At 34.9% G+C, this 23,403-nt stretch carries 22 protein-coding genes; 18 read left to right on the top strand and 4 right to left on the bottom strand.

The window, feature by feature from the left end; all coding sequences use genetic code 11:
- The first annotated feature begins 23 nt into the window (after nucleotides 1–23).
- The 14 genes from MKX53_RS12910 (at nucleotide 24) to MKX53_RS12845 (ending at nucleotide 14,367) form a co-directional block, all read left to right on the top strand.
- The gene (locus MKX53_RS12910) at nucleotides 24–998 is read left to right on the top strand and encodes a DUF294 nucleotidyltransferase-like domain-containing protein (RefSeq protein WP_340911743.1); all 975 of its coding nucleotides are present in this window, start codon (nucleotides 24–26) and stop codon (nucleotides 996–998) included.
- Complete coding sequence (locus MKX53_RS12905) at nucleotides 988–1,710, top strand: exonuclease domain-containing protein (protein ID WP_340911740.1); 723 nt, start codon at nucleotides 988–990, stop codon at nucleotides 1,708–1,710. The genes MKX53_RS12910 and MKX53_RS12905 overlap by 11 nt, the downstream gene beginning before the upstream one ends.
- Before the next feature lie 317 nt (nucleotides 1,711–2,027).
- Nucleotides 2,028–2,702, top strand: coding sequence for a sugar transferase (locus MKX53_RS12900; protein WP_340911738.1), 675 nt, complete (start codon nucleotides 2,028–2,030; stop codon nucleotides 2,700–2,702).
- Between the two features lie 19 nt (nucleotides 2,703–2,721).
- The gene (locus MKX53_RS12895; RefSeq protein ID WP_340911736.1) at nucleotides 2,722–3,468 is read left to right on the top strand and encodes a tyrosine-protein phosphatase; all 747 of its coding nucleotides are present in this window, start codon (nucleotides 2,722–2,724) and stop codon (nucleotides 3,466–3,468) included.
- A 33-nt stretch (nucleotides 3,469–3,501) separates the two neighbouring features.
- On the top strand, nucleotides 3,502–4,206 hold the full coding sequence (locus MKX53_RS12890) for a YveK family protein (RefSeq protein WP_340911734.1): 705 nt from the start codon (nucleotides 3,502–3,504) through the stop codon (nucleotides 4,204–4,206).
- A gap of 15 nt (nucleotides 4,207–4,221) precedes the next feature.
- Nucleotides 4,222–4,917: a CpsD/CapB family tyrosine-protein kinase gene (locus MKX53_RS12885; RefSeq protein ID WP_340911732.1), complete on the top strand. Its 696-nt coding sequence runs from the start codon at nucleotides 4,222–4,224 to the stop codon at nucleotides 4,915–4,917.
- A gap of 34 nt (nucleotides 4,918–4,951) precedes the next feature.
- Nucleotides 4,952–5,989 (top strand): glycosyltransferase, encoded by a 1,038-nt coding sequence (locus MKX53_RS12880; protein WP_340911729.1) that lies wholly within the window; start codon nucleotides 4,952–4,954, stop codon nucleotides 5,987–5,989.
- Entirely contained in the window at nucleotides 5,979–7,322 is a 1,344-nt protein-coding gene (locus tag MKX53_RS12875; RefSeq protein ID WP_340911727.1) for an O-antigen ligase family protein, read from the top strand. Before MKX53_RS12880 ends, MKX53_RS12875 begins: the two co-directional genes overlap by 11 nt.
- A 65-nt stretch (nucleotides 7,323–7,387) precedes the next feature.
- The gene (gene murJ / locus MKX53_RS12870) at nucleotides 7,388–8,905 is read left to right on the top strand and encodes a murein biosynthesis integral membrane protein MurJ (protein WP_340911725.1); all 1,518 of its coding nucleotides are present in this window, start codon (nucleotides 7,388–7,390) and stop codon (nucleotides 8,903–8,905) included.
- 24 nt (nucleotides 8,906–8,929) lie between these two features.
- Nucleotides 8,930–10,027 carry a glycosyltransferase family 4 protein gene (locus MKX53_RS12865; RefSeq protein ID WP_340911723.1) on the top strand — a complete coding sequence of 366 codons (1,098 nt, stop codon included), beginning with the start codon at nucleotides 8,930–8,932 and terminating at the stop codon, nucleotides 10,025–10,027.
- Between the two features lie 2 nt (nucleotides 10,028–10,029).
- Nucleotides 10,030–10,932, top strand: coding sequence for an NAD-dependent epimerase/dehydratase family protein (locus tag MKX53_RS12860; protein WP_340913347.1), 903 nt, complete (start codon nucleotides 10,030–10,032; stop codon nucleotides 10,930–10,932).
- A gap of 16 nt (nucleotides 10,933–10,948) precedes the next feature.
- Nucleotides 10,949–12,583 (top strand): GNAT family N-acetyltransferase, encoded by a 1,635-nt coding sequence (locus tag MKX53_RS12855; protein WP_340911721.1) that lies wholly within the window; start codon nucleotides 10,949–10,951, stop codon nucleotides 12,581–12,583.
- 28 nt (nucleotides 12,584–12,611) lie between these two features.
- Nucleotides 12,612–13,355 (top strand): hypothetical protein, encoded by a 744-nt coding sequence (locus MKX53_RS12850; protein WP_340911718.1) that lies wholly within the window; start codon nucleotides 12,612–12,614, stop codon nucleotides 13,353–13,355.
- Between the two features lie 103 nt (nucleotides 13,356–13,458).
- Entirely contained in the window at nucleotides 13,459–14,367 is a 909-nt protein-coding gene (locus tag MKX53_RS12845; protein WP_340911716.1) for a polysaccharide deacetylase family protein, read from the top strand.
- A 103-nt stretch (nucleotides 14,368–14,470) separates the two neighbouring features.
- Here the strand turns inward: MKX53_RS12845 and MKX53_RS12840 are convergent, their stop codons facing one another.
- Nucleotides 14,471–15,685, bottom strand: a complete 1,215-nt coding sequence (locus MKX53_RS12840; protein ID WP_340911715.1) for an NAD(P)/FAD-dependent oxidoreductase — start codon at nucleotides 15,683–15,685, stop codon at nucleotides 14,471–14,473.
- Between the two features lie 103 nt (nucleotides 15,686–15,788).
- Between MKX53_RS12840 and MKX53_RS12835 the strand changes: the two genes are divergently transcribed.
- Nucleotides 15,789–16,664, top strand: coding sequence for a 5'-3' exonuclease (locus MKX53_RS12835; protein ID WP_340769811.1), 876 nt, complete (start codon nucleotides 15,789–15,791; stop codon nucleotides 16,662–16,664).
- Here MKX53_RS12835 and MKX53_RS12830 read toward each other — a convergent pair whose 3' ends face one another.
- Nucleotides 16,665–17,180 (bottom strand): C39 family peptidase, encoded by a 516-nt coding sequence (locus MKX53_RS12830; RefSeq protein WP_340911713.1) that lies wholly within the window; start codon nucleotides 17,178–17,180, stop codon nucleotides 16,665–16,667. It abuts the gene before it with no gap.
- Nucleotides 17,181–17,316: 136 nt separating this feature from the next.
- Between MKX53_RS12830 and MKX53_RS12825 the strand changes: the two genes are divergently transcribed.
- On the top strand, nucleotides 17,317–18,570 hold the full coding sequence (locus MKX53_RS12825; RefSeq protein WP_340911711.1) for a GNAT family N-acetyltransferase: 1,254 nt from the start codon (nucleotides 17,317–17,319) through the stop codon (nucleotides 18,568–18,570).
- Nucleotides 18,571–18,632: 62 nt separating this feature from the next.
- On the opposite strand, the gene MKX53_RS12820 is transcribed toward MKX53_RS12825, so the two are convergent.
- Together MKX53_RS12820 and MKX53_RS12815 are read right to left on the bottom strand one after the other, a co-directional pair.
- Entirely contained in the window at nucleotides 18,633–19,100 is a 468-nt protein-coding gene (locus MKX53_RS12820; RefSeq protein ID WP_340911709.1) for an STAS domain-containing protein, read from the bottom strand.
- A 172-nt stretch (nucleotides 19,101–19,272) separates the two neighbouring features.
- Nucleotides 19,273–19,593, bottom strand: a complete 321-nt coding sequence (locus MKX53_RS12815) for a thioredoxin family protein (protein ID WP_093537748.1) — start codon at nucleotides 19,591–19,593, stop codon at nucleotides 19,273–19,275.
- A 197-nt stretch (nucleotides 19,594–19,790) separates the two neighbouring features.
- On the opposite strand from MKX53_RS12815, the gene MKX53_RS12810 reads away from it, so the two are divergent.
- On the top strand, nucleotides 19,791–22,175 hold the full coding sequence (locus tag MKX53_RS12810; protein ID WP_340911707.1) for a 3-hydroxyacyl-CoA dehydrogenase/enoyl-CoA hydratase family protein: 2,385 nt from the start codon (nucleotides 19,791–19,793) through the stop codon (nucleotides 22,173–22,175).
- Nucleotides 22,176–22,204: 29 nt separating this feature from the next.
- Nucleotides 22,205–23,380 carry an acetyl-CoA C-acetyltransferase gene (locus MKX53_RS12805; protein WP_093537750.1) on the top strand — a complete coding sequence of 392 codons (1,176 nt, stop codon included), beginning with the start codon at nucleotides 22,205–22,207 and terminating at the stop codon, nucleotides 23,378–23,380.
- Nucleotides 23,381–23,403 lie beyond the last annotated feature (23 nt).

Here is a 23,403-nt window from a genome sequence, read left to right as displayed (position 1 = left end):
TTTATATAAAAGGGCGTGAACTTGTGGAAACGTATGAATCTATTCGAGAATGGAAGGAACTAAATATTACAAACTTCCTAGATGACATCGTTTCTCTCAATTATTTTCATGATCGGGTGATGCTCAAAGTATTGGAAGTAGCATCTAAGAAAATGGAAATTGGTTCAGCTCCATGTGATTTTTCTTGGTTTATAACTGGTAGTGGAGGACGGTTAGAACAAGGGTTAATCAGTGATCAGGATCATGGAGTTATTTATGAAAAGTCTAATGCTGTAAATGATCTGTATTTTCAGGTGTTTGGAGCAGAAATTTCGAAAGGTCTCTATGAAGTAGGTTATCCATATTGTGAAGGTAAAGTGATGAGCTCCAATCCTATGTGGTGCAAGTCATTTGATAATTGGCGTTTACAGCTCCAAGAATGGGTGAAAGATGAAAGTTGGGAATCCATTCGTTACCTTCAAATTTTCTATGATGCTAGGGTACTGCATGGCAAGGGGGAATTCATGCTTCAATTAAAGTCATTCATTTATGAATACCAATTACAACATCCTATTTTACTAAGTCGATTTTCTGCGAACGTAGAACATGTTAAAAATGTAATTGGTCCAGTTGGCCAGCTATTAGTGGAAAGGCATGGAATATATCATGGATGTGTAAACTTAAAGTACTCGGGATTCATACCATATGTAAATGCCATTCGACTTTTATCGATAAAAGAAGGGGTAATGGAAACTTCCACTTTAGCTCGCATGAATAAACTAATTAAGATGCAAAAATATAGGAGCTTACTAAAATATAGTGATAGAAATTTTGTGGATTTATTAACCTATCGTCTGACCTTATCTCAAGTAGATAGCTATTCGGATACACACTATTTACACATTGAAGAACTGAACAAGACGGAACAGAAAGATATTAAACGGATTATTAAAGGTGGTATTAAATTACATCGCGAAGTAATTGCGATGATGAAAAAAGGTGGCCCCAATGGCATTTGAACCATTCATGCAAATACTAAGAGGTATTCAAGGGAAACGGTCAAATGTCGGTATAGGGGATGTTCAGAACGCTCAACAAATGGCCTTTCTAAGAAATCTGCAAAAAGAAAAGAAGAAAGAAGATACCCTAAAAGTTCCGTTAGATGAGCTAGATGTGGTCGTGTTCGACATTGAAACGACGGGCTTTAAACCCGAACAAGGCGATGAGATTATCTCCATTGGTGCCATAAAAATGTGTGGTTCTTTCATTCAAGAAGATGCTGTTTTTTACTCGCTTATAAACACTGGTAAAGAAATCTCTGCGGAGGTAGTTAATTTAACAGGGCTTACAAACGAAAAATTAAAGGAAGCCAGACATGTTGGGGATGTACTAATTGAATTCCTTAAGTTTGCAAAAGACTGTACACTTGTAGCACATCATGCGAATCACGAAAGAAATTTTCTGCAATACACCAGTAATAGAGTATTCCACACACCCTTTAAGCAAAGAATAGTGGATACGTCTTTTCTTTATAAAATTGTAGAACCCCATATTCAATTAAGTTCTTTAGAAGATTTGTGTAAACATAATACCATTCCAGTAATAGGAAGGCACCATGCATTAGAAGATGCAAAAATGACCGCCAAGCTTTGGAGCCTTTATTTGGAAAAAGTTAAAATGCTAGGCTGCGATACATTACAAGATGTATACGATCATTTTGCAAGAATATAAATGCACGACAGGAGAAATCGCCTGTCGTGCTTTTTTTATGGGGATAAGTTCCTTTTCGAACTAAGTTACGATTTTTCCAAATGAACTGCGCAAAATCCCAACTAAATTTAATAATCCTTCTCTGTCGATACTTTTTCATAAAATAAAAGTTTCCGAAATAAATTTCTGAACCATTCTTGGTCTAAATAGTCTGATAAACAATATGTTCTACCTTATTTATTGAAAATACGGTTAGAATAACTTGTCCTATGAATATAAAATTTAGTTCTTTTTTAATAGGTATATTGAATATACTTTGCTAAGTACTTTCTAAAATTTTGTTAAAAGGAGACCAGCCACTGGAAAGTTTGGAGCATACATTTTCTGAGCAGGATACGACGTTTTTTTATCGACGATTTGGTAAACGGATATTTGATGTGTTAGCTAGTTCATTGCTACTCGTTTTATTATTTCCAGCTATTATATGTTTGACTATTATTCTATTTATCTTTACAGGTAGTCCTGTTTTATACAAGCAAACTAGGGCAGGATTACATAATCGATCCTTTAAAATTTGGAAATTTCGAACAATGCATACTGGGGATATTGAGTCCAGTTTTCATCAATATGAATGGAAGGATGAAGTGCCACAAAACTTTTCTTTTACAACACCACCAACCTTAATAATTACAAAGCCGGGGAAGTTTTATAGGAAATATAGTTTAGATGAAATTCCACAGCTTTGGAATGTCTTAAAAGGGGATATGAGTTTTATAGGTCCAAGGCCAGAAATCATTGAAATTACTAATCATTATTCTCCTAGCCAAAAGAAACGCTTATTGGTAAAACCAGGTATCACAGGTTATGCACAGGTGAATGGTCGTTCCGCAATCACTCATGGGGAAAAGGTAAAACATGATTTATATTATGTCAAGCATTGCTCTCTGTTGCTTGACCTGAAGATTATAATACGAACGATTTTCATAGTAATTACGGGAAAAGGTGCTTGTTGAAAAAGAAAGGAAGAGGGGTTTGCTAGTAGATATTCATAATCATATTTTGCCTGGTCTAGATGATGGTCCTAAATCTCTAGAAGAAGCATTGTTACTTGCAGAAAACGCTGTTGCTAATGGAGTTTCTCATGTTATAGCAACCCCTCATCATAAAAATAGAAGGTATGTAAATTCACCATTGACAGTAAAACAAGCTGCAAAATGGTTGAATGATGAGCTATTAGAAAGATCAATACCACTGCATATTTTATGTGGACAAGAAATCTATTTTCATAACGATATGCTACAGAATATAGAGAGAGATATTTTGTGCTTAGGAGATAACGGAAAGTATTTATTGTTAGAGCTACCTACTTACTATTTCCCAACATTTATTTTTGATATCTTACTGGAGCTTCAGTTTTTAGGATATACCCCAATTATTGTTCATCCGGAAAGGTATGATTTTTTAAAAAAGGATAAGCAGTTAGGATATGAGCTAGTGAGACGAGGAGCACTATTTCAAGTGAATGCATCAACAATTTTAGGTATGAATGGGTTATCGTTGCAAAGATTCGCAAAGGATCTAATTAAACATAACTTAGTGCATTTCATTGCTTCCGATGCCCATCATTATAAAGAGAGACCCTTTTTGATAAAGGAAGCGTATAAATATATTCAAAAGAAATTCACTTCACAATACGTCACTTATTTTATGGATAACGCAAAACATGTGCTGGAGGGTTCTTTTCTACAACCTATACCGCCTATCAGTTTCAAAAACTAAAATACTTCTTTTCCTATAGAGGAGATGATCTGTTTGGAAGGTAAAGTTAGCCTATATGAAATAGTAAAAATAGTAAAGAAAAGAGCGCTATTAATTATAGTCTGTTTACTATTAATCGTAGGGATTACTGGTGCTATAAGTTATTTTTTTATTACTCCACAATATGATGCCAATGCACAAATATTGATTAATCATAAAGCGGTACAAGATCAACAATTGAGCACTCAAGATATACAGACAAATTTACAATTGATAAATACCTATACGGCCATCATAAAAAGTCCGGTCATTCTTTCAATTGTAATTGATAACCTAAATTTAAATACCACTCCTGATTTACTCATGGAGAAAATAGCGATGTCTAATGATCAAAACTCTCAAGTGCTCAATATCTCTGTAGAGGACACTAGTCAAAAAAGAGCAGTTAGTATTGCGAATAAGACTGCAGAGGTCTTTCAGGAGCAGATAACTGAATTGATGAATGTGGACAATGTCACGATACTTTCCCCGGCAAAAGAAAAGAAAAACAAAAATCCAATCATACCAAACATTCCTTTAAACTTAGCCATTGCTACATTTCTTGGATTAATAATAGGGGTTAGTATATCACTAATGATAGAGTTCTTCGATACAACAGTTAAAACTGAGCGGGATGTACAAGATATTATGAATTTTCCATTGTTAGGTCTTATAAGTCCTATTTCTACCAAAAGCATTATAAAAAAGGACATACAGTGAAGGGAGGGAGTGAAGGTGTTTAAAAAGAAAAATATGCAGCATGGTAGAAAACTTGTCATATTTACAAATAGGAAATCTATTGTGGCGGAACAAATTAGAACTGTTCGCGCAAATATTAAATTTGCAATGAAAGATAAACAGTATAAGACACTCTTATTTACATCGACCTCAATTGGTGAGGGTAAGTCTACATTAGCTTCGAATATTGCTATTTCCTTTGCTCAGGACGGACAGAAAGTTCTTTTGGTAGATGCTGATCTTAGAAAACCTACTATGCATTATACGTTCAATAAGCCTGTTTCGCCGGGACTTACGAATCTCTTAATGAGTAATTGGAGTTTATCAGACATTCTAAAGGATTCCGGGGTAATTGGTCTAGACTTGATAACTTGTGGACCGATTCCATCTAATCCAGCAGAATTACTCGGCTCGTTAACTATGAAAAAATTTTTGAAAGAGACAATTTCGTTATATGATCTAATTATTTTCGATGCACCACCTTTACTCTCGGTAGCTGATGCTCAAATACTAGCAGACATATGCGATGGTACAGTCCTAGTAACTAGCTCTGGCATAACCGAAAAGAAAAATTTGTATAAAGTTAAAGAGGTTTTAGAGGCATCAAATGCTCACGTATTAGGAATAATATTGAACCGTTTTAAACTAGAAAAAAATCATTATTATTATGAGTATTATGGAGAGAAAGAATAATTATTAGAAAAGTCAAGTTGAGGGGAGGAAAAAATTGAAAAAGAGAATATTGCATATTCTAAGTTCAAATGAATTAGCAGGCGCAGAAAATGTTGCAATAAATATTATTAATAATCTTTCTAATAAGTATGAATGTGCATATGCCTCTCCGGAGGGGGGGATAAGGAAAATACTAGAATCTAATGACATCCACTTTATACCACTTGAAAAATTTAATGTTTTTCAACTAAGAAAGGTAATAGATTTGTGGAAACCAGATATAATTCATGCTCACGATTTTAAAGCTACGGTGAAATGTCTGGTTGCTTCTATTATGATTCCGGTAGTTTCACATATTCATCAAAATCCGAATTGGCTTAAACGAGTAAATCCCTATTCTATATTGTTTTTTCTTGCTTGTTTCAAAATAAAACAAATTGTTGTTGTGAGTCCAGATATAAAAAAGTCGACTTTCCTCGCTACTATTTTTAATAGCAAGACAACTGTAATTAGAAACATAGTAGATATTAAGCGTATTAAAGAAATGTCTGAAACCACTATAGAGGATGAATATGATATTGCCTTTATAGGAAGGTTAAATCGTATCAAAAATCCTTTGAGATTTATTTCTATTATAGAAAAAGTGAAAGAAGTTATACCTAATTTAAAGGTTGTAATGCTAGGGGAGGGACCCCAGGAGAAAGAGTGTAAAGAGCATATTAAAAAAAGTGATTTAGTAGGTGTCATTGATTTGAAAGGTTTTTTACCTAATCCTTATCCACAGTTATCTAGTAGTAAAATTTTGGTGATGACTAGTCTTTCAGAAGGATTGCCAATTGTAGCAATAGAAGCACTGGCATTAGCCAAACCAATCATTGTCCCTCGTTTGGAGGGGATGGAATACATTGTGAACAAGACCTGTGGATTTATATGTAATAGTGAGGATGAGTTTGTGTCGAAAATCATTTACTCACTAAAATCGGAGAAATCTTATATAGACATGTCTAGAGCAGCTGCAAAACAAGCTACAGAACTATGTGATATGAATGTATATAGAAGAAATCTAGATCAGGTATATCGAAGTGTTTTCTAATAAGAATACTTTAAAAATGTCTCCCTCTAAAACTTCAAATGAATCAATTTTTTGGTTGTTGTTAGATACAGTAATAATTGGAGGATCTATTTTAGGTCAATTATTTGGTCCTAGTAACCTAATTATCTCTGCTTTAATTTGCTATCTAATAATGCGCTTGTTTTTTTCTTCATTGATTAATAATTTTGCGATTTTGATCTTTCTAGTACCCAATCTAGGCAGTACTTTTATATATATAGGTACCACTTCAATTCCTATTTTAAATTTATTGATATGTGTGGCTTTATTAAAACTCTGTTTAACATATTTTCATGATACAGTGAACAAAAAAGTTCTACTTGTAGCTAGTGTTTTTGTCCTGTATGAATGGATTCATATTTTTTTCTATGATGCAAAAACACTGGCTTTACTAATAAGTTGGAGTGCGGCAGTTTTATACGTATTTCTAATAAGTATCTATTGTCGTTCCGCCTATCATCATGAAACAGTCCTTAAATATTTTCTTGCAGGTGTTGGTATTTCTATAGTTTATGGTTTATTAAATTTCTATAATTTGTATGGCACTCTTCTGGCCAATAATCCTACGATTCGATTTAAAGGGGCTGCTGGTGACTCCAATTACTTTGCTATGTATATTATGATTTCGATGTTCAGCATACTATATCTTATAAATAAAAAAAGTAGTAAATGGGTACAAAGCATTTATCCATTACTTTTCCTTTTTTACGGAGCTTTTGGTGTGTTAAGTCTATCGAGAATGTTTTTGTTGGTTGTTAGTTTTTTAATGTTAGTAATGGTAGTGAAAGTGTTTATTGGACTTAGAGATAATAAAAAAATGTTTTGGTTTATTATTATTCTATTGTTATTAATAGCAAGTTTCTTTTTATACTTTAGTGAAGAAATTAATTCTGTATTTAGTTTATTCCTTTCTCGATTTACAGACTTTTTAGAAGATCCAAGTGGATTAACAAGTAATAGGAATGTAATAGCTGAGAGATATTTTGATTTTATAGTGTCTGACTTTTTTTCCATGTTAGTTGGTATTGGTATTCAAGAATATTACATTAGATCAGGTGTTTTTCTAGAAACCCACAACATTTTGCTAGAGATATTGGTAGTTTGGGGGCTAGTGGGCTTTCTAATATTCGGATTATTTATAGCAACAATATTTAAAATTGTGGCGGCCGAAAGAAAAATAAGTGAAACTAGTATTTTAGGATGGTTACCTATTATCTGTATGGCGGTGAGCTATATGTCTATAAATGCTATGTCCAACGAGAGTTTCTTTCTATTAGTTTTCTTTGCAATAAATCATATATATGAATTTGAGTAATTAATTTCGTAAAACTAGGAATGAAAATTAATAAATAACTAAGCGAAGAAGGACAAGCTATAGAAATGATAAAGAAGACAGCGTTTGTCATTATGATTATTACGATATTATCTAAGGTAACGGGATTTTTTAGAGATATAACACTCTCCTATTTTTATGGTGCTTCATCTATTAGTGATGCCTACATTGTCTCTATTACAATTACATCTGTTCTTTTTAGTTTAATAATTGCAGGCATCTCTACTGCTTATATACCTATGTATAAAAATATTGAATATAACGATAGTCGTTTTGCAGCCATTAAATTTACAAATAACCTAATCAATATCATCCTTATTATCACTACTACAATAATCGTAATGGGACTAGTTATGTCAAACTTATTAGTAAAAGTATTTGCTTTTGGCTTTGATGGAGAGACGTTGAAAATAGCCGTTTTATTCACTCGAATTGGGATGGTGGGTATCTACTTCTCTAGTTTAACCCAACTATTGGTTGGATATCTCCAGCTAAATGGGAAATTTGTAATACCCGCTATGATAGGTCTTCCATTTAATCTAATAATCATTATGTCAATTTTTGTTAGTACTCAAACTGATATTATCGTACTTGCTATTGGTAGTGTACTTGCGGCACTCTTTCAACTAATTTTTTTATTTCCTTCCTTATCTAAAACTAATTATAGATATAAATCAACTGTGAAGTTTAAAGATCCCCATATAAAGAAAATGTCCTTAATTGTTTTTCCGATAATGATTGGTATTTCTATTGATCAAATAAATTTAATGATTGATAAAACACTTGCTTCCACAATTATGGAGGGAGGTATATCAGCATTAACTTATGCAAGTAGATTAAACGATTTTGTACAAGGTATTTTCGTCCTTTCATTTGTCACTGTTATGTTTCCGGTTATTTCTAACTTAGTTGCACAAAAAAATATTACAGATTTTAAAAAGTCAATTAGTGGAGTAATCTCCAGTGTAATTCTAGTTGTCGTTCCAGCTAGTGTAGGGATTATGGTATTATCGGAACCCGTTATAAGATTACTATTCGGTCATGGTAACTTTGATGAACAAGCAATTCATATGACTTCACAAGCTCTTTTTTACTATTCCATAGGCATGATTGGTTATGCGATACGAGAGGTATTAAATCGTACATTTTATTCCTTGCAAGATTCGAAAACTCCAATGTTTAATGCAGCACTCGCAGTCGTATTAAATATTGTATTAAATTTTGTTTTATCTTCCATTATGGGACTTCATGGCCTAGCTTTGGCGACAAGTATTTCCGCATTATTTTGTTCGTTTATCCTAGGATTAAATTTACGTAAAAAAATTGGTCCATTTGGTATTAAAGAAAATGTTATTACTTTACTGAAGGTAATATGTGCATCTTGTGGGATGGGATTTGTTATTTATATACTACAAAAGTATATGCTGACAAGCTGGGTTCCTTTTTTGAAAATGTCTGTTGTCATAGTCATTGGTGTTTTAATATATTTCTTACTTATAACTATTTTAAAAGTAAAGGAATCAAAACTAATTATTCATCTTATAAGGAAGAAGCTTCATCTTTAACTTCTAAAAAAAAGAGGGATGTTGATGAGAATTGTTCAACTAATCACACATATGTATGAGGTAGGAGGAGCTCAAGTACATGTACTAGATCTTTCGGAAAGACTAGTAGCGGACGGTAATCAAGTTTCAATTTTTTATGGAAACGAAAAACAACGAGCTGACGTGCTAACTATTAATAATGTTGAATATATACCATTGAAAAACCTTATAAGAAAAGTACATGTGGCAAAAGATGTTCTAGCTTTTTTGGAGATAAGGAAAGCGTTGAAGCAAAAACAACCTGAAATTGTTGCCATACATTCTTCCAAGGCGGGAATAATTGGTAGACTGGCTTGTTGGACACTACGAATACCTTTCGTTTTTACAGCACATGGGTGGGCCTTCACAGACGGAGTAGAAAAAAACAAACAGAACTTTTATCGTACGCTGGAAAAATGGATAGGGAAATTAAGTACAAAAGTAATTACAGTATGTGAATATGACAGAGTTTTGGCATTGCAGCATCAAGTATTAACCTCGGCAAAATTAGAAACAATTCACAATGGTGTGATTGATCGAAGTCAACCTAAACAAGCTTTACCTCAGGATATGGTCAAGATATTAATGGTTGCTCGTTTTGATATCCCGAAAAAGCATTTAGAACTTTTAGAGGCCCTGTTCGTTATACAGGAACTAAATTGGCATATGATTTTTGCAGGAGATGGAATACTAAGGGAGCAAGCTGAAAATTATGTGCAAGAACATAATCTGGGGCATAAAGTAACTTTTTTAGGTAATCATTCTAACATTTCGGAACTACTAAACGATGCAGATATTTTTGTACTAACCTCATCATGGGAAGGGTTACCATTATCTATATTAGAAGCGATGTCTCATGGACTTCCAATTATTGCTTCCAATGTAGGAGGGATTAAGGAAGCTGTTAGGAATTCTGAAAACGGTTTTTTAATTCATCATAATTTGCCTCAACTTCTTTCTATATTAATAGAGAACCCTATGCTTCGAAAAAAAATGGGAACAAAGAGTCGTGAAATATATGAAATTAGCTTTACCTTTGAACGGATGTATGATCAAACCTTAGTAACATATAAAAATTTAATTAAATTGGGGGAAAAAGGTTGAAGGTGCTAGTCACAGGAGCAGCTGGGTTTATAGGTTCGTATGTAGTACAAGAGCTCATAAATCACCAATATTCGGTTGTTGCATTAGATAATTTATCAAAGGGTCATAAAAATAGGTTACCTAGGGGTGTCACATTCTATGAAACTGATGTGAATAATACTGAGACTGAGGAGATTTTTCAACTCGAACAGCCTGATTATGTTATTCATCTAGCTGCACAAACCTCAGTCCTAGCTTCTATGGTTAATCCAGTAGAGGATTGCCAAGCGAATGTTTTAGGTACGCTGAATATTCTTAAATTCTCCAATCAATTTAAAGTGAAAAAGTGTGTTTTTGCTTCTTCAGCTGCCGTTTATGGAAATCCAACAGTTATCCCTGTAGAAGAAGACTCTAAGTTGTCTCCACTTTCCTTTTATGGATTATCAAAAGTTTCTGCTGAGAATTATGTGCATTTGTATGAAAAAATGTTCGGTCTTAGAAGCTGTATTTTAAGGTTTTCAAATGTCTTTGGGCCAAATCAAGAGAATGGAGTTATCTCAAACTTTTTAAATCAAATTTATAAAGGAAATGCTCCCATTATCCATAACGGAAGTCAAACGAGAGATTTTATTTATGCTAAGGATGTAGCAGCCGCTTGTCTAACTGCAATGTTGAGTAATGAAACGGGTGTTTTTCATATTAGTTCCGGCACAGAAATTTCAATTTATGAAGTATTTAAATCTATCTCTCAATTAACAGAGATAGAAATAGAGCCGCTTTTCAAAGAAATGGATGTTGCGGAGATTAAAAGAAGTGTCCTTTCAAATGAAAAAGCTAGAAGGGTTCTAAATTGGGAACCAAGTTATTCTTTAGAAGAGGGATTAAGAGAAGTTATCCACTCTTATAGCAAGGTCTATCATTTGTAAACAAAAGGAGGATTATTTGAAGCTTATAAGTATTAAATCTTATACACATTTAGAAGTTTACGAAGAAGACTGGAATAAGATAACAGGGGATAATAAAAATACGAATCCCTTTATAGAATATCAGTTTGTTTATAACTGGTGGAAAATTTTAGGGGCTCAAGAAAACGTAGAGATTTTGGCAGTACAGGAGCATAACAGGATTATTGCTTTTTTTCCATTTCAATTTCAAAAAAAATGGTTTGGATATATAGCTCACTTCTTAGCTCTTGGAATAACAAATTATATGGATATTATAGCTAGGAAGTCTGACGTAAGCAGGACAATAATGTTTGCGTTAGATGAGGTAATAAATTCAAAAAAAAGTATTGTGTTTTATCTCCATGGTTTATTGGAAAGTACGAATACCCCACATGAATTATCAAAGTATTTACATGCGAGAAATATGAAAGAACGCCACTTCTCTATTGTTACCCCGTTTATAGATTTTGATAATCTAGATCTTGATGAGTATATGAATTCTCGAAAAAAAATGCATGGGATGGATCGTCGGAGCAAGCGATTAAAAGCATTAGGTGATGTTTCTTTACAAGTTTTAAAAGGGAATGAAATGGATGAAATTGTACGCCTGCATAAGCGAAGGTGGGAAAAGAAAAATGATACAAGTGGTTTTTCAACAGAAAGCAAGCAGAAGTTCTTTAGACATTTAGCTGAATTACCAGAAGGAGATTTTTCTGTTCGTTTGACAACATTACAATTACGAAACGAAAAGATTGCTTTTACGTATGGGTTTACATGCCGTACAAGGTATTTAGGATATGTATTAGGTCATGACTCGGATTTTGATTGTTTTGGGCCAGGAAGATTATTGGTAAAAGAAAAAGTTAGCCAACTAAAGTCTGAGGGATTTCAAAAATTGGATATGAGTATTGGCTACGAGCCCTACAAAATGGAATGGAATACGGACGTGGACTATACAAGGAAATCTATATTTTCGACAAATACTATAAGGGCAATGACTTTTAGAAATACATTATGGTTCAAGAACATATTTATTTCTAAAGTTAAGAAGTATAGAGCTGTCGTGTTATTTAGAAGAAATACAATAGGGAAGATTAAATACTTTTTTCGTCATAAAGGAAGTTTTCGATATTGGGCTAGAGACATTCATAAGAAGCTATTTCCCTTTGTCTATGATAAAAAGTCATATGTTATAGGTAAAATAGCGAAAGCAATAGCAGTAGGAGATGCACAAGCTAACTTTTCAGAAATTACGCCTAATTTAGTGCTTTCCTCTAAGCTTGAACGAAAAGATATTTTACAGAAGATTTATAACGGTTATGCAGGATTTTACACAAAAGATATATTAAAAGCATTTTGGGTTAATGAAAACGTCATTCGATTAGATGATGTTGAAGTAGTCATGAATCTAAAAAAAAGAAGCGTTTATATTCGAGATTGGCAAAATGAAAATATCCTACAAATTATTGGGTTTGTGAATCGGTATTACAAAGGAAAAGATGTATTTATAAGTGTGCTAACAAAAGATCAAGAAAGTGTTAAAATACTAACTAATCTTGGGGTTCAATGGACTGATAAAGTGACTTTTACAAGAGTTTTAGGTAAATCTAAAACTAGTAGAGAAGAATTCTGAATGAAAAGAAGGTGTCCAGATCATACTTGTGAAGCGAAAACTAATAAATTTGACCCTAGTGAATTGTTACTTTTTAAAAACTGGAGAAACTTCATTACCACCTGCGCACTTAATCGGATTTTCACATGCCTATCGACCGGTTAACCAATTAATAAAGCAAACTACATTACTTATAGATTTAACAAAAAGCAAGGAACAATTATTGCAAGATTTTCATCGTACAAATAGAAAACAAATTCGACAGGCGACTAATTATGATTTTCAGATAGAGGTGATTGACTCGCCTAACCTAACTGATATTCGAGAATTTCAAAAATTTTATAACAAATTTGCGAAATATACAAATACGTATAAATGTGGTGCATTCCACATTAAAACCATGGAACTATTAATGGAAACCAATAATTTAATTATTACCAGGATAGTAAGTAAGAATAGTAATGAAATCCTTGCCTATCAAGTTTACGTTGCGGATCAGGATACTGCATTTTCCTTATACTCTGCATCTCATTTTAGATTAAAGGCCGATGCAATTGACAAAAGAATGTTAAGTATAGCTAGCAGGTTTTTGTTATGGCAAAGTATTCTTTACTTTAAGCGAAGAAAAAATTTGGTGTATGACATGGGTGGATTAACGGAGAATAAAAATATTAGTAGTTTCAAAATGGAATTCGGTGGGGAGATTAAAGAAGTATACTCAGGTTATGAAGCAACATCAACACTTGGGAAATTGGTGCTCTTTGGGAGAACGATTAAACTGAGGAAAGGATGAGGAACTGGGAGCTCTTATTATTTCTTTAGATTTTGAGCTTAATTGGGGAGTACATGATGTATACACAATAGAAGAATATGGCGCCAATATATTGGGTGCTCGATTGGCAATTCCTCAAATACTACAATTGTTTTTAAAATATGATATTCATGCAACATGGGCGATTGTGGGAATGCTATACTGCAAGGATAAACAGGAACTCATATCTTATTTAAAAGAGGTGGATATACCTTATGGGAAAACTGCATTTAGCCCCAAAAACAATCTTTCTAATGTAGGTGAAAATGAAACGTTGGATCCTTATCATTTCGGATTGTCACTAATCAAGATGATTCAAGAAACATCAAATCAAGAGGTTGGAACGCATACCTTCACTCATTATTATTGCTTAGAAAAAGGGCAAAAGAAGGAGCATTTTATAAAGGATTTGGAGGCTGTTACTTCTTTAGGAAATACAGCATCTTTGGTTTTTCCAAGAAACCAAGTAAATCAACATTATTTACATGTATGTAAAGAGTATGGAGTTAAGGCGTATCGAGGAAATGAAAAAAACTGGATGTATAAAGCTAATACAAGCAATGAAAATTCATGGCTGAAACGATTGTGTCGCTTAATAGATGCTTATGTGAATATATCAGGAAATCATACTTATTGTTTAAAAAATATGGAGACAGATCCTATTGTGAATATTCCTTCCAGTCGATTTTTGAGGCCGTATAATAGTAGATTGTCTATATTAGAGCGATTTCGTCTTCGTCGAATTAAAAAGGGATTAACTAGCGCTGCAAAGAAAAATGAGCTCTATCATTTATGGTGGCACCCACATAATTTTGGGAAAAACACAAAAGAGAATCTACTATTTTTAGAAGAAATTTTAAAACATGTCGACTATCTAAAGCACAAGTATAACTTTCAGAGTATGCATATGAGAGATGTAACGGAGGTTTTAAAGATTATTTCTTCAAAAATTCTTAAGACCAGCTACTATTTTCCTTTTATTCTAGCTCTCTAAGATTGTTAGCTATGACATGCTGAACTCTCTTGTTTCCAATTTGGTAGTTAAAAGTTGGATAGAGGATTATGCATTATCCATGATCCTCTATCAGCTTAAATAATTATCTCACACCATATCTCCGCTCAAGATGAAATAGCTCGGAATCTTCGTTTCTATTTCCTAGTATTAAATCTCTTAAAATATAAGAGCCTAGCATGCTATAGACAGTACCATTTCCACCATATCCAAGTAGGTAATAGTGATTGGACTTCGTTTGGTGTTCCCCTATAAATGGAATATTATCAATAGATTCTCCAAAGCTTGCTGCATATGCGTATTCTATTTGAATATCATAGTCGGGGAAGAGCTCTCTTGCTTGTTGTAACAAATTTTCTGCTCGTTGTTGAATAACTTCCTCAGAGTCTGGTGCCTCAGCTTTATCCTCATCTAATCCCCCAACTATTAATCTTCCATCAACTGTTGAGCGAATATATAAATAAGGTCGCTGAGTTTCCCAAATTAACGCTTGTTCATACCAATCACTCAGTTTCGAGATTGGGTTACTAACGAAGGCAAAAGAGCGGTTAATATCTGCCCCAATTCTTTTGCCAACTGGGGGAGTTTCATAGCCAGTTGTATAGATGATTTGTTTAGCTTTAAAGGTGTTATTAGATGTTCGGATATCTAAATAATCATTGTCCTCAAATACATCCATTACCTCCGTATAAGGGAATAAATGTCCACCCAGTTCCTCAATTCTAGTAAGAACTCCATGAACAAACTTAAGTGGGTTAATCTCTGCATCGCCATGAGTAACTAAGGCGCCATATTTGGTAAAAGGCATTTTTTCTGCCATTTCATTTCTTCCCCAGTAGTCGCAAGGGAACCCGTATTTTGTTAATGTGTCATATTCAGCTTTTATCTTTTCTACATCGTTTTCATCGCTCGCATAGCATATGCTTGGTCTGCGTATGAAGTCTACTTCGTTTGGAAGTTTTTTCGCAACACGTTCAAGATCATCCATTGCCTCATAACAAAGTTGGTAAAAACGAACAGCATCTTTTTCTCCGATTTGTCCAATTAGTTCGTGTAGCATAATATCATTGGAGTACTGTAACAGGCCGGTATTTGCACTAGAACTGCCTGTAGCCATTTCACGTTTATCTAGTATCGCTATTTTGAGACCACTTTCAGCTAAAGCAAGTGCTGTAAGTGCACCTGACATTCCAGAACCAACTATGACTACATCATATATGTCTAGTTTTTCATAAGTAGTTTTTGGTGTAAATGGTGTTGTAGTAGTTGGCCAATAAAGAGATCCATTATGTATTTTCATCTTTCATACTCCATTCTATTAGTTTCCTAGTATATACCCATTGTTTAATAGAATGAACCTCCCCATGTTATAATAAGTAAACTTCAAAAAAAGGGTGTTTGAAATGACTCAGGAAAAACCACATGTATTAGTAATAGATGGAATGGCATTATTATTTAGATCGTTTTTTGCCACAGCAATGTCTGGTAACTATTTCAAGAATGATAAAGGAATTCCGACAAATGCGGTGCAAGGTTTTGCTCGGCATGTATTAGCAGCACAAAATTTGATGCAGCCTACTCATATGGCTGTTTGTTGGGACAAAGGGATGCTTACATTTAGGAATGAGTTATACGACGGTTATAAAGCAAACCGTCCAAAGCCAGCTGAAGAGCTTATTCCACAGTTTGATATGGCTCAGGAGTTGTCTGAGCATTTAGGATGGATGAACTTTGGAATAGCTGGAATGGAAGCAGATGATACCATTGCTTCCATTACACATAAATGGAAGGATGACGCAAGGTTTACGATAGTGAGTGGAGATAAGGATCTGCTCCAATTACTGGAGCCATCTACAGAAATTGCGTTCACGAAAAAAGGTTTTTCTATTTATGATATGTATAATGAATCTCGCTTCTATGAAGAATACGGCATTTCTCCATTGCTTTTCCCTGATGTGAAGGCATTTATGGGAGATTCTAGTGATGGCTATGCGGGCGTAAAGGGAATTGGTCCGAAAACAGCTTTACAACTTGTTCAAACCTATGGAACAGTAGATAAAGTCTTAGAGGCTTTACCGCTTTTGAAAGCTGGTCAACGAACTAAAATTGAAACGGATTTGGAAATGCTAAAGCTTTCTAAAGAGTTAGCTACCATTCGAAGAGATGTCCCGATTGGAGCGGAGCTGGAACATTTAGTATTAAAAGAAATCCCTTCAGCGAAACACGATTTCTTATATGAGCATGGTTATACTATTTTGGCGAGACAGCTTCAAAAATAGTTATTTTCCTATTGGAGTAATTTGGACAAATGTCAAAATCGGTGCATTATCTGAATAGCGAACTCTTCTAATTTGACTTGGACGATTTCTACCTCCATTGTCGTGGATTATTAATACTACTTCGCTATCAACTATTTCATAGCCAATAAGTGGAACCCAGTGATAGGAAAACGTAAATTTTTTATTCCACTTTAGTGAAAAGTACTTATCGAATTTTAAGGCAACTGCTCTGCCACTTTTTAGTTCGACCAGAGCATCTCGTAACGTACATTTGTCTACTATCCAATTCGGCCCGAGCAACTTACGCATATTTCGTATTAATCGATAGGTAAATAGCCCAATACGTGTACCTCCCAATTTTTCATACAAATCATTTGGCTGATGGTAACTAGTATTTGGGAACAAATAATTTAATAACACGTAAGCAGTGACTGGACCACACGCAGAAGCGCGGTAGTTAGCTTGAATTGTAGTATCATATTGGGAGTAACCTTGAACCGGTAATTGTATCTTCATGTTCGACCTCCTAATAGAGTTTTCCTTTTTCATGGGAAAACTCTATTTTTATATCTGAAGCAAATTATTATTCTCTAAATTGTTCGTCTATTCTATAATACAATTTAACACAATCGATAATACTGGAGGAAATAGAATGATTAGGTTACTGCAAAGCAAGGATTTAAAAAAGGCTGCCGATATAGCTTCATTAGCTTATCCTGGAATGCTAATTCAAACGGATGAAAAGAAAAAAGAATTAATAGAGCGATTGGAAACAGAACAAAGGGAAGCTAATGGAATTCAATTCTATGGTTGTTTTGATGAACAAGATGAACTTCTTGGGATTTTTCGTGTGAATGATTTCGAGTGCAATATAAATGGAAAGTTTCAACGTATATTTGGTATTGGTATGGTCGCAGTGCATTTATTACATAAAAAAGAAAAAGTAGCTTATCAACTTCTATCTTATTTTCATAACTATGCTAGACAGGAAAAGGTCGCTCTTGTTTCACTTTATCCTTTTAATCCAAGTTTTTATCGGAAAATGGGTTATGGTTATGGCCCACTACGATATGAATTTAAATTTAAACCGGGAGAAATGTTAGCTGATGGCAATAAAGGCCGAGTGAAATTTTTAACAGCTTCGGATGAAGAGGCGATTGTAACTCTCTACAATGAATACGCACAAAACAACCATGGTATGTTGAAAAGAACTTGGAAGGAGAGAGAGTATATTAAAGCGAGAAAAACATATTATGTTGGTGTAGAGGAGGAAAATCGTTTAGTCGGGGCTCTAGGTTTCACGTTGGAACCAGTAAAAGATAGTCATTTTCTACATCATCATATGATTATTCATGAATGGATCTGGAGTAACCCAAATGCCTATAAGCAACTCGCTTCATGGGTAAGTTCACAACAGGATCAAGTAGATCGAGTTATTTTCCGCACGAATGATCAATCATTTGTATATAGTCTTTCTAATCCATCGAACGATTCCAATCATGTAATTCCCAGTGTATATCATGAGGTGGCTACTACAGGTTCTGGTATTATGTATCGAATTACAAGTATAGAGTCATTTGTTAATGGCACTAATTTTCATGGTCTAGGAAAACCTCAAGATGAGACAAAAGTTTTATTGGCAATTGAGGATACATTTATTACAGATCAACATGGATTATATGAATTATCTTATAGTAGTGGGCAGTGGGCGATTCAGAAAGTTGAAGATAATATACAAGCAAATATTACTATTGGAATCCATGATTTAAGTTCGTGGTGGATGGGCTGTGTAACGGTAGAAACACTATATAATATCGGAGAAGCAGCGATACATCAGATAGATCCTAAAATACTAGATGAATGGTTTAAACCAAAAAATGGGCCAATTTGTTTTACGGCTTTTTAAATTAATAGAGCGAAAGTAAAACAAAAGGAGAATCGCTATACAATAAGCAATTCTCCTGATCATTATTTTTTAATGTTAAGGGTATTATCGGATTCACCTAAAAGTTTTTTCAATGCTTCACGGAAACTTTTATACGTTTCAATATCAACTTGGATACTAGCATGCACAATTTCACGGATAAAACGAGGATTGAAACCAACATAAATAGGACGAATACCCATTAAACGAAGTGAGCTATTCAAACTGGAAATAGCCAGTGCAAGTTCGTTATAGTCAAAGGCCTCCACATCTTCTACATTAACACCAGTAAAATCAAATACTGCTTGTTCAATTTCTTTGTGTTCTCCAATATATTGAAGCGTTTTAGTTTGAATATTTTCAAAGCGTTCTCTAAACATATAGCCAGCGATAGGGATTAAAATCGTCTTTGGAACGATTGATGGAATAATAGGTGTAGAGATTGTTTTGATAATTTTTTCGTAGTAAGTGATTTTTTCTTTAAGTTCCATTATTTCTTGTTCGTGAGACATATAAGTAAGCACCTCTATTATTTTCTGTTCTTTCGTCTAAAAGAAAAGGCTGCTTCTAATAGAAACAGCCTTTCTATCCATATACTTCTTGGTAGCTATGATTCTGTTACCGTGCTCTTGCAGAAAGCTCGTCGAGTATAAAGGTTAGATGTATTTTACTATAGATACTATCTTACTTACTTTGTGCATCTAAAAATTCTGTAACCTGCTCAGGGGATTTTGCATTTGCGCTATGAAGATGTGCTTTTTTCTCGCCATTTTGGTAAATAAGAAGGCTTGGAATTCCCATTACTTCATATTTTTCAGCTACGTCCGGAAGTTCATCACGATTTACTTCGTACCAAGTGTATTGGTTGTATTTTTCAACGATCGGATCGATGAACATTTCCATACGACGGCAATCAGGACACCAGCCAGCTTCAAATTTTACTAATACCTCTTTATCACCAGAAATGATCTCATTGAATTGTTCAGTAGTTGTAATTTTTTGCATGTTTATTTACCTCCTATGACTTTGTTTACAGTGTACACTGTTTCTTATGTTGGAGAAAGAAAAAAGAATTATTTATTCATTTTATTATTGCGAAAATTTAAATTTTGGTCTAAACTAATAGACATAGAGATTGCTTCTATTTTTTTTGTGAATAAAATGAATGAGCGTTCATTCAAGATGAAGGGGAGGCTTTGCATATGACATATCAAATTAAAAAGGCCGCTGTATTAGGTTCAGGAGTTATGGGGTCAGGAATTGCTGCTCACTTAGCGAATATCGGTATTCCTACATTACTATTAGATATCGTACCAAAAGAGGTAAGCAAAGATGAGGAAGCAAAGGGACTAACTATAGAGCATCCAACAGTAAGAAATAAATTCGCCGGGACAGCTATTCAAAAGTTGTTGAAGCAAAAACCTGCACCACTAAGTGCTAAGAAAAACTTACAGTTAATAACGGCAGGCAACTTAGAGGACGATCTTGAAAAACTAAAAGACGTCGACTGGATTATTGAAGTAGTAGTTGAAAACTTAGAAATTAAAAAGAGTTTATATGAAAGAATAGATGCAATTCGTAAGTCAGGCACAATCATTAGTTCAAATACATCAGGCATTAGTATTAATGCTATGGTGGAGGGTCGTTCGGAAGATTTTGGAAAGCATTTCTTAGGAACACATTTCTTTAATCCTCCTCGTTATTTGAAACTTTTAGAAGTTATTCCAGCTAATACAACAGCTCCTGAAGTTGTGGATTTCATGAAGCAGTTTGGTGAAGATGTATTAGGAAAAGGCGTAGTACTAGCAAAGGATACACCGAACTTCATTGCCAACCGCATTGGTACTTATGGCTTGCTTGTAACACTTCGTGAAATGCAAGCTAGAGGATATTCAGTTGGAGAGGTAGATTCGGTGACAGGACCACTAATTGGTCGTCCTAAGTCTGCGACATTCCGTACATTAGACGTAGTTGGTTTAGATACATTTGCACATGTTGCGAAAAACGTATTTGACCAAACAACTGGTGAGGAACAAAAAGTATTTGAAGTACCTGCATTTATGCAAAAAATGTTGGACAACAAATGGCTTGGTGCTAAAACGGGGCAAGGGTACTTCTTAAAAGAAGGAAAAGAAATTAAAGAACTAAATCCTGAAACGCTTGAATATGAAACAATGAAGAAATTGAAAACGCCTTCAATGGAAATGGCTAAGCAACAAAAAGGTCTTGCTGCAAAAGTGAAAACATTAACTTATGCAAAAGATAGAACTGGAGAATTACTTTGGAGCATTTTAAGTCCTACACTAATTTATTCGGCTAAATTACACGGAGAAATTGCAGATAATATCGTTGCAATTGACCAAGGAATGAAGTGGGGCTTCGGTTGGCAGCAAGGTCCATTTGAAATATGGGATGCCATCGGAGTAAAGGAATCCGTTGAAAAAATGTCTGCTGAAGGACTTGAAATTCCAGTATTCGCTCAGTCTTTACTTGATAAAGGATTCGAATCCTTCTATAAAGAAGAAGATGGAGATCAATACTATTTTAACGGAACTGATTATTCATTAGTTGCCGTAAGTGATAAAGTAATTGACCTAAAAAGATATAAGAAAAAACATGGCGTGATTAAATCTAATTCGGGTGCTAGTTTAATAGATTTAGGAGATGGAGTTGCTTTGCTTGAGTTCCATTCTAAATCGAACTCGATTGGTCTAGATATCCTTCAAATGATTAGCTTTGCGGTGGAGGAAGTTGAGAAGAACTTCAAAGGCCTTGTTATAGGTAACCAAGGGAAAAACTTCAGTGTTGGAGCGAATCTGGGAATGATTTTAATGGAAGCACAGGACGATAATATCTTCGAATTGGATTTTGTAGTTCGTCAATTCCAAAATGCAATGATGAAGATTAAATACTCGGCTAAACCAGTTGTAGTTGCTCCATTTGGAATGACTTTAGGTGGGGGAGCAGAAACATGCTTACCGGCTGCTCATATCCAAGCATCTTCTGAGACTTATATGGGCTTAGTAGAAGCTGGAGTTGGCCTTATCCCTGGTGGTGGAGGTAACAAAGAGCTTTATATTAAGCACTTAAAGGGACTTCCAAACGGTGTCGAGATAGATTATCTATCGGTAGCAAGCAAAGTATTTGAAACGATTGCAATGGCAAAAGTTTCTACATCAGCTGAAGAAGCTCGTGAAAACAACTTCTTGAATTTTGCAGATGGAATTAGTGTTAACCCAGACCACTTAATTTATGATGCGAAGCATGCAGTACTATCTCTTGCAGAAGCAGGATATAAAGCACCAATTCGTGAAAAAGTTCCTGTATCAGGATCTCCAGGATTTGCGGCACTTGTTTTAGGTGCTGAAGGAATGTTCCTTTCAGGATTTATCAGTGAGCATGATCTTAAAATTGCGAAAAAGCTTGCATATGTTGTTGCAGGTGGAGAAGTTCCATACGGTACGTTTGTAGATGAGCAATATTTACTTAACTTAGAGCGAGAAGCTTTCTTAAGTTTAGTTGCAGATCCAAAATCTCAAGCAAGAATGCAACACATGCTAGTGAAGGGTAAACCACTACGCAACTAGAGTTGTATAAAGGTAAAGGAGGAGAGCTCATGCGTGAAGCAGTATTAGTAGCTGGGGCAAGAACACCAGTAGGTAAAGCGAAAAAAGGTTCTTTAGCGACGGTTCGTCCAGATGATTTTGGAGCGCTAGTAGTTAAAGAAACATTACTAAGAGCGGGTGGATACGATGGCCCGATAGATGATTTTATATTAGGTTGTGCAATGCCAGAAGCAGAGCAAGGGATGAACGTTGCTCGTAATATCGGAGCATTAGCAGGACTGCCGGATACAACTCCAGCAATTACAGTGAATCGTTTCTGTTCATCTGGTTTACAGTCCATTGCATATGGTGCAGAGCGTATTATGTTAGGTCACGCGGAGGCGATTATCGCTGGTGGCGTAGAGTCTATGAGTATGGTTCCAATGATGGGTAATACCATTCGCCCGAACGCACATCTAGCACAAACAGCTCCGCAATACTATATGGGAATGGGGCACACAGCAGAACAGGTGGCCACGAAATATGGTATTAGTCGTGAGGACCAAGATGCATTTGCAGTAAGATCACATGAACTAGCAGCAGCTGCAATTGCTGCAGGAAAGTTCAATGATGATATTGTACCTGTTGAAGTTATCAAGCATTTTGTAGACGAAAACAATAAAGCACAACAGAAAAAATTCATGTTCGAAATGGACGAAGGCGTACGTGTCGGAACTTCACTGGAAACACTTGCAAAATTACGTCCAGCATTCAATGTTCGTGGATCCGTAACGGCAGGAAATGCTTCACAAACTTCTGATGGAGCAGGCGCTGTTCTAATCATGGACCGTGAAGTTGCTGAAGCACAAGGATTAAAACCGCTTGCAAAATTCCGTTCTTTTGCAGTTGGAGGAGTACCTCCTGAAGTAATGGGGATTGGACCAATTGTAGCAGTACCAAAAGCATTAAAACTTGCTGGTTTATCCATTGAGGACATCGATCTTTGGGAAATCAACGAAGCATTTGCTTCTCAATCAATTCAAGTTGTTCGTCATTTAGGCTTAGATATGGATAAGGTGAATGTAAATGGTGGAGCGATTGCACTTGGTCATCCACTTGGAGCGACGGGAACAATCTTAACATTGAAAATGATGAGTGAGTTAAGACGTCAAGGGAAGCAATTCGGAGTTGTTACAATGTGTATCGGTGGCGGTATGGGAGCTGCTGGAGTTTTCGAATTACTATAAGAATCTTTTAAACAAATAGGAGG

This window comes from Psychrobacillus sp. FSL K6-4615 (assembly GCF_038008225.1).
Lineage (GTDB): Bacteria > Bacillota > Bacilli > Bacillales_A > Planococcaceae > Psychrobacillus > Psychrobacillus psychrotolerans.
Note: the sequence above shows the minus strand (reverse complement) of the source record. Positions and strands in the feature narration are given on the sequence as shown.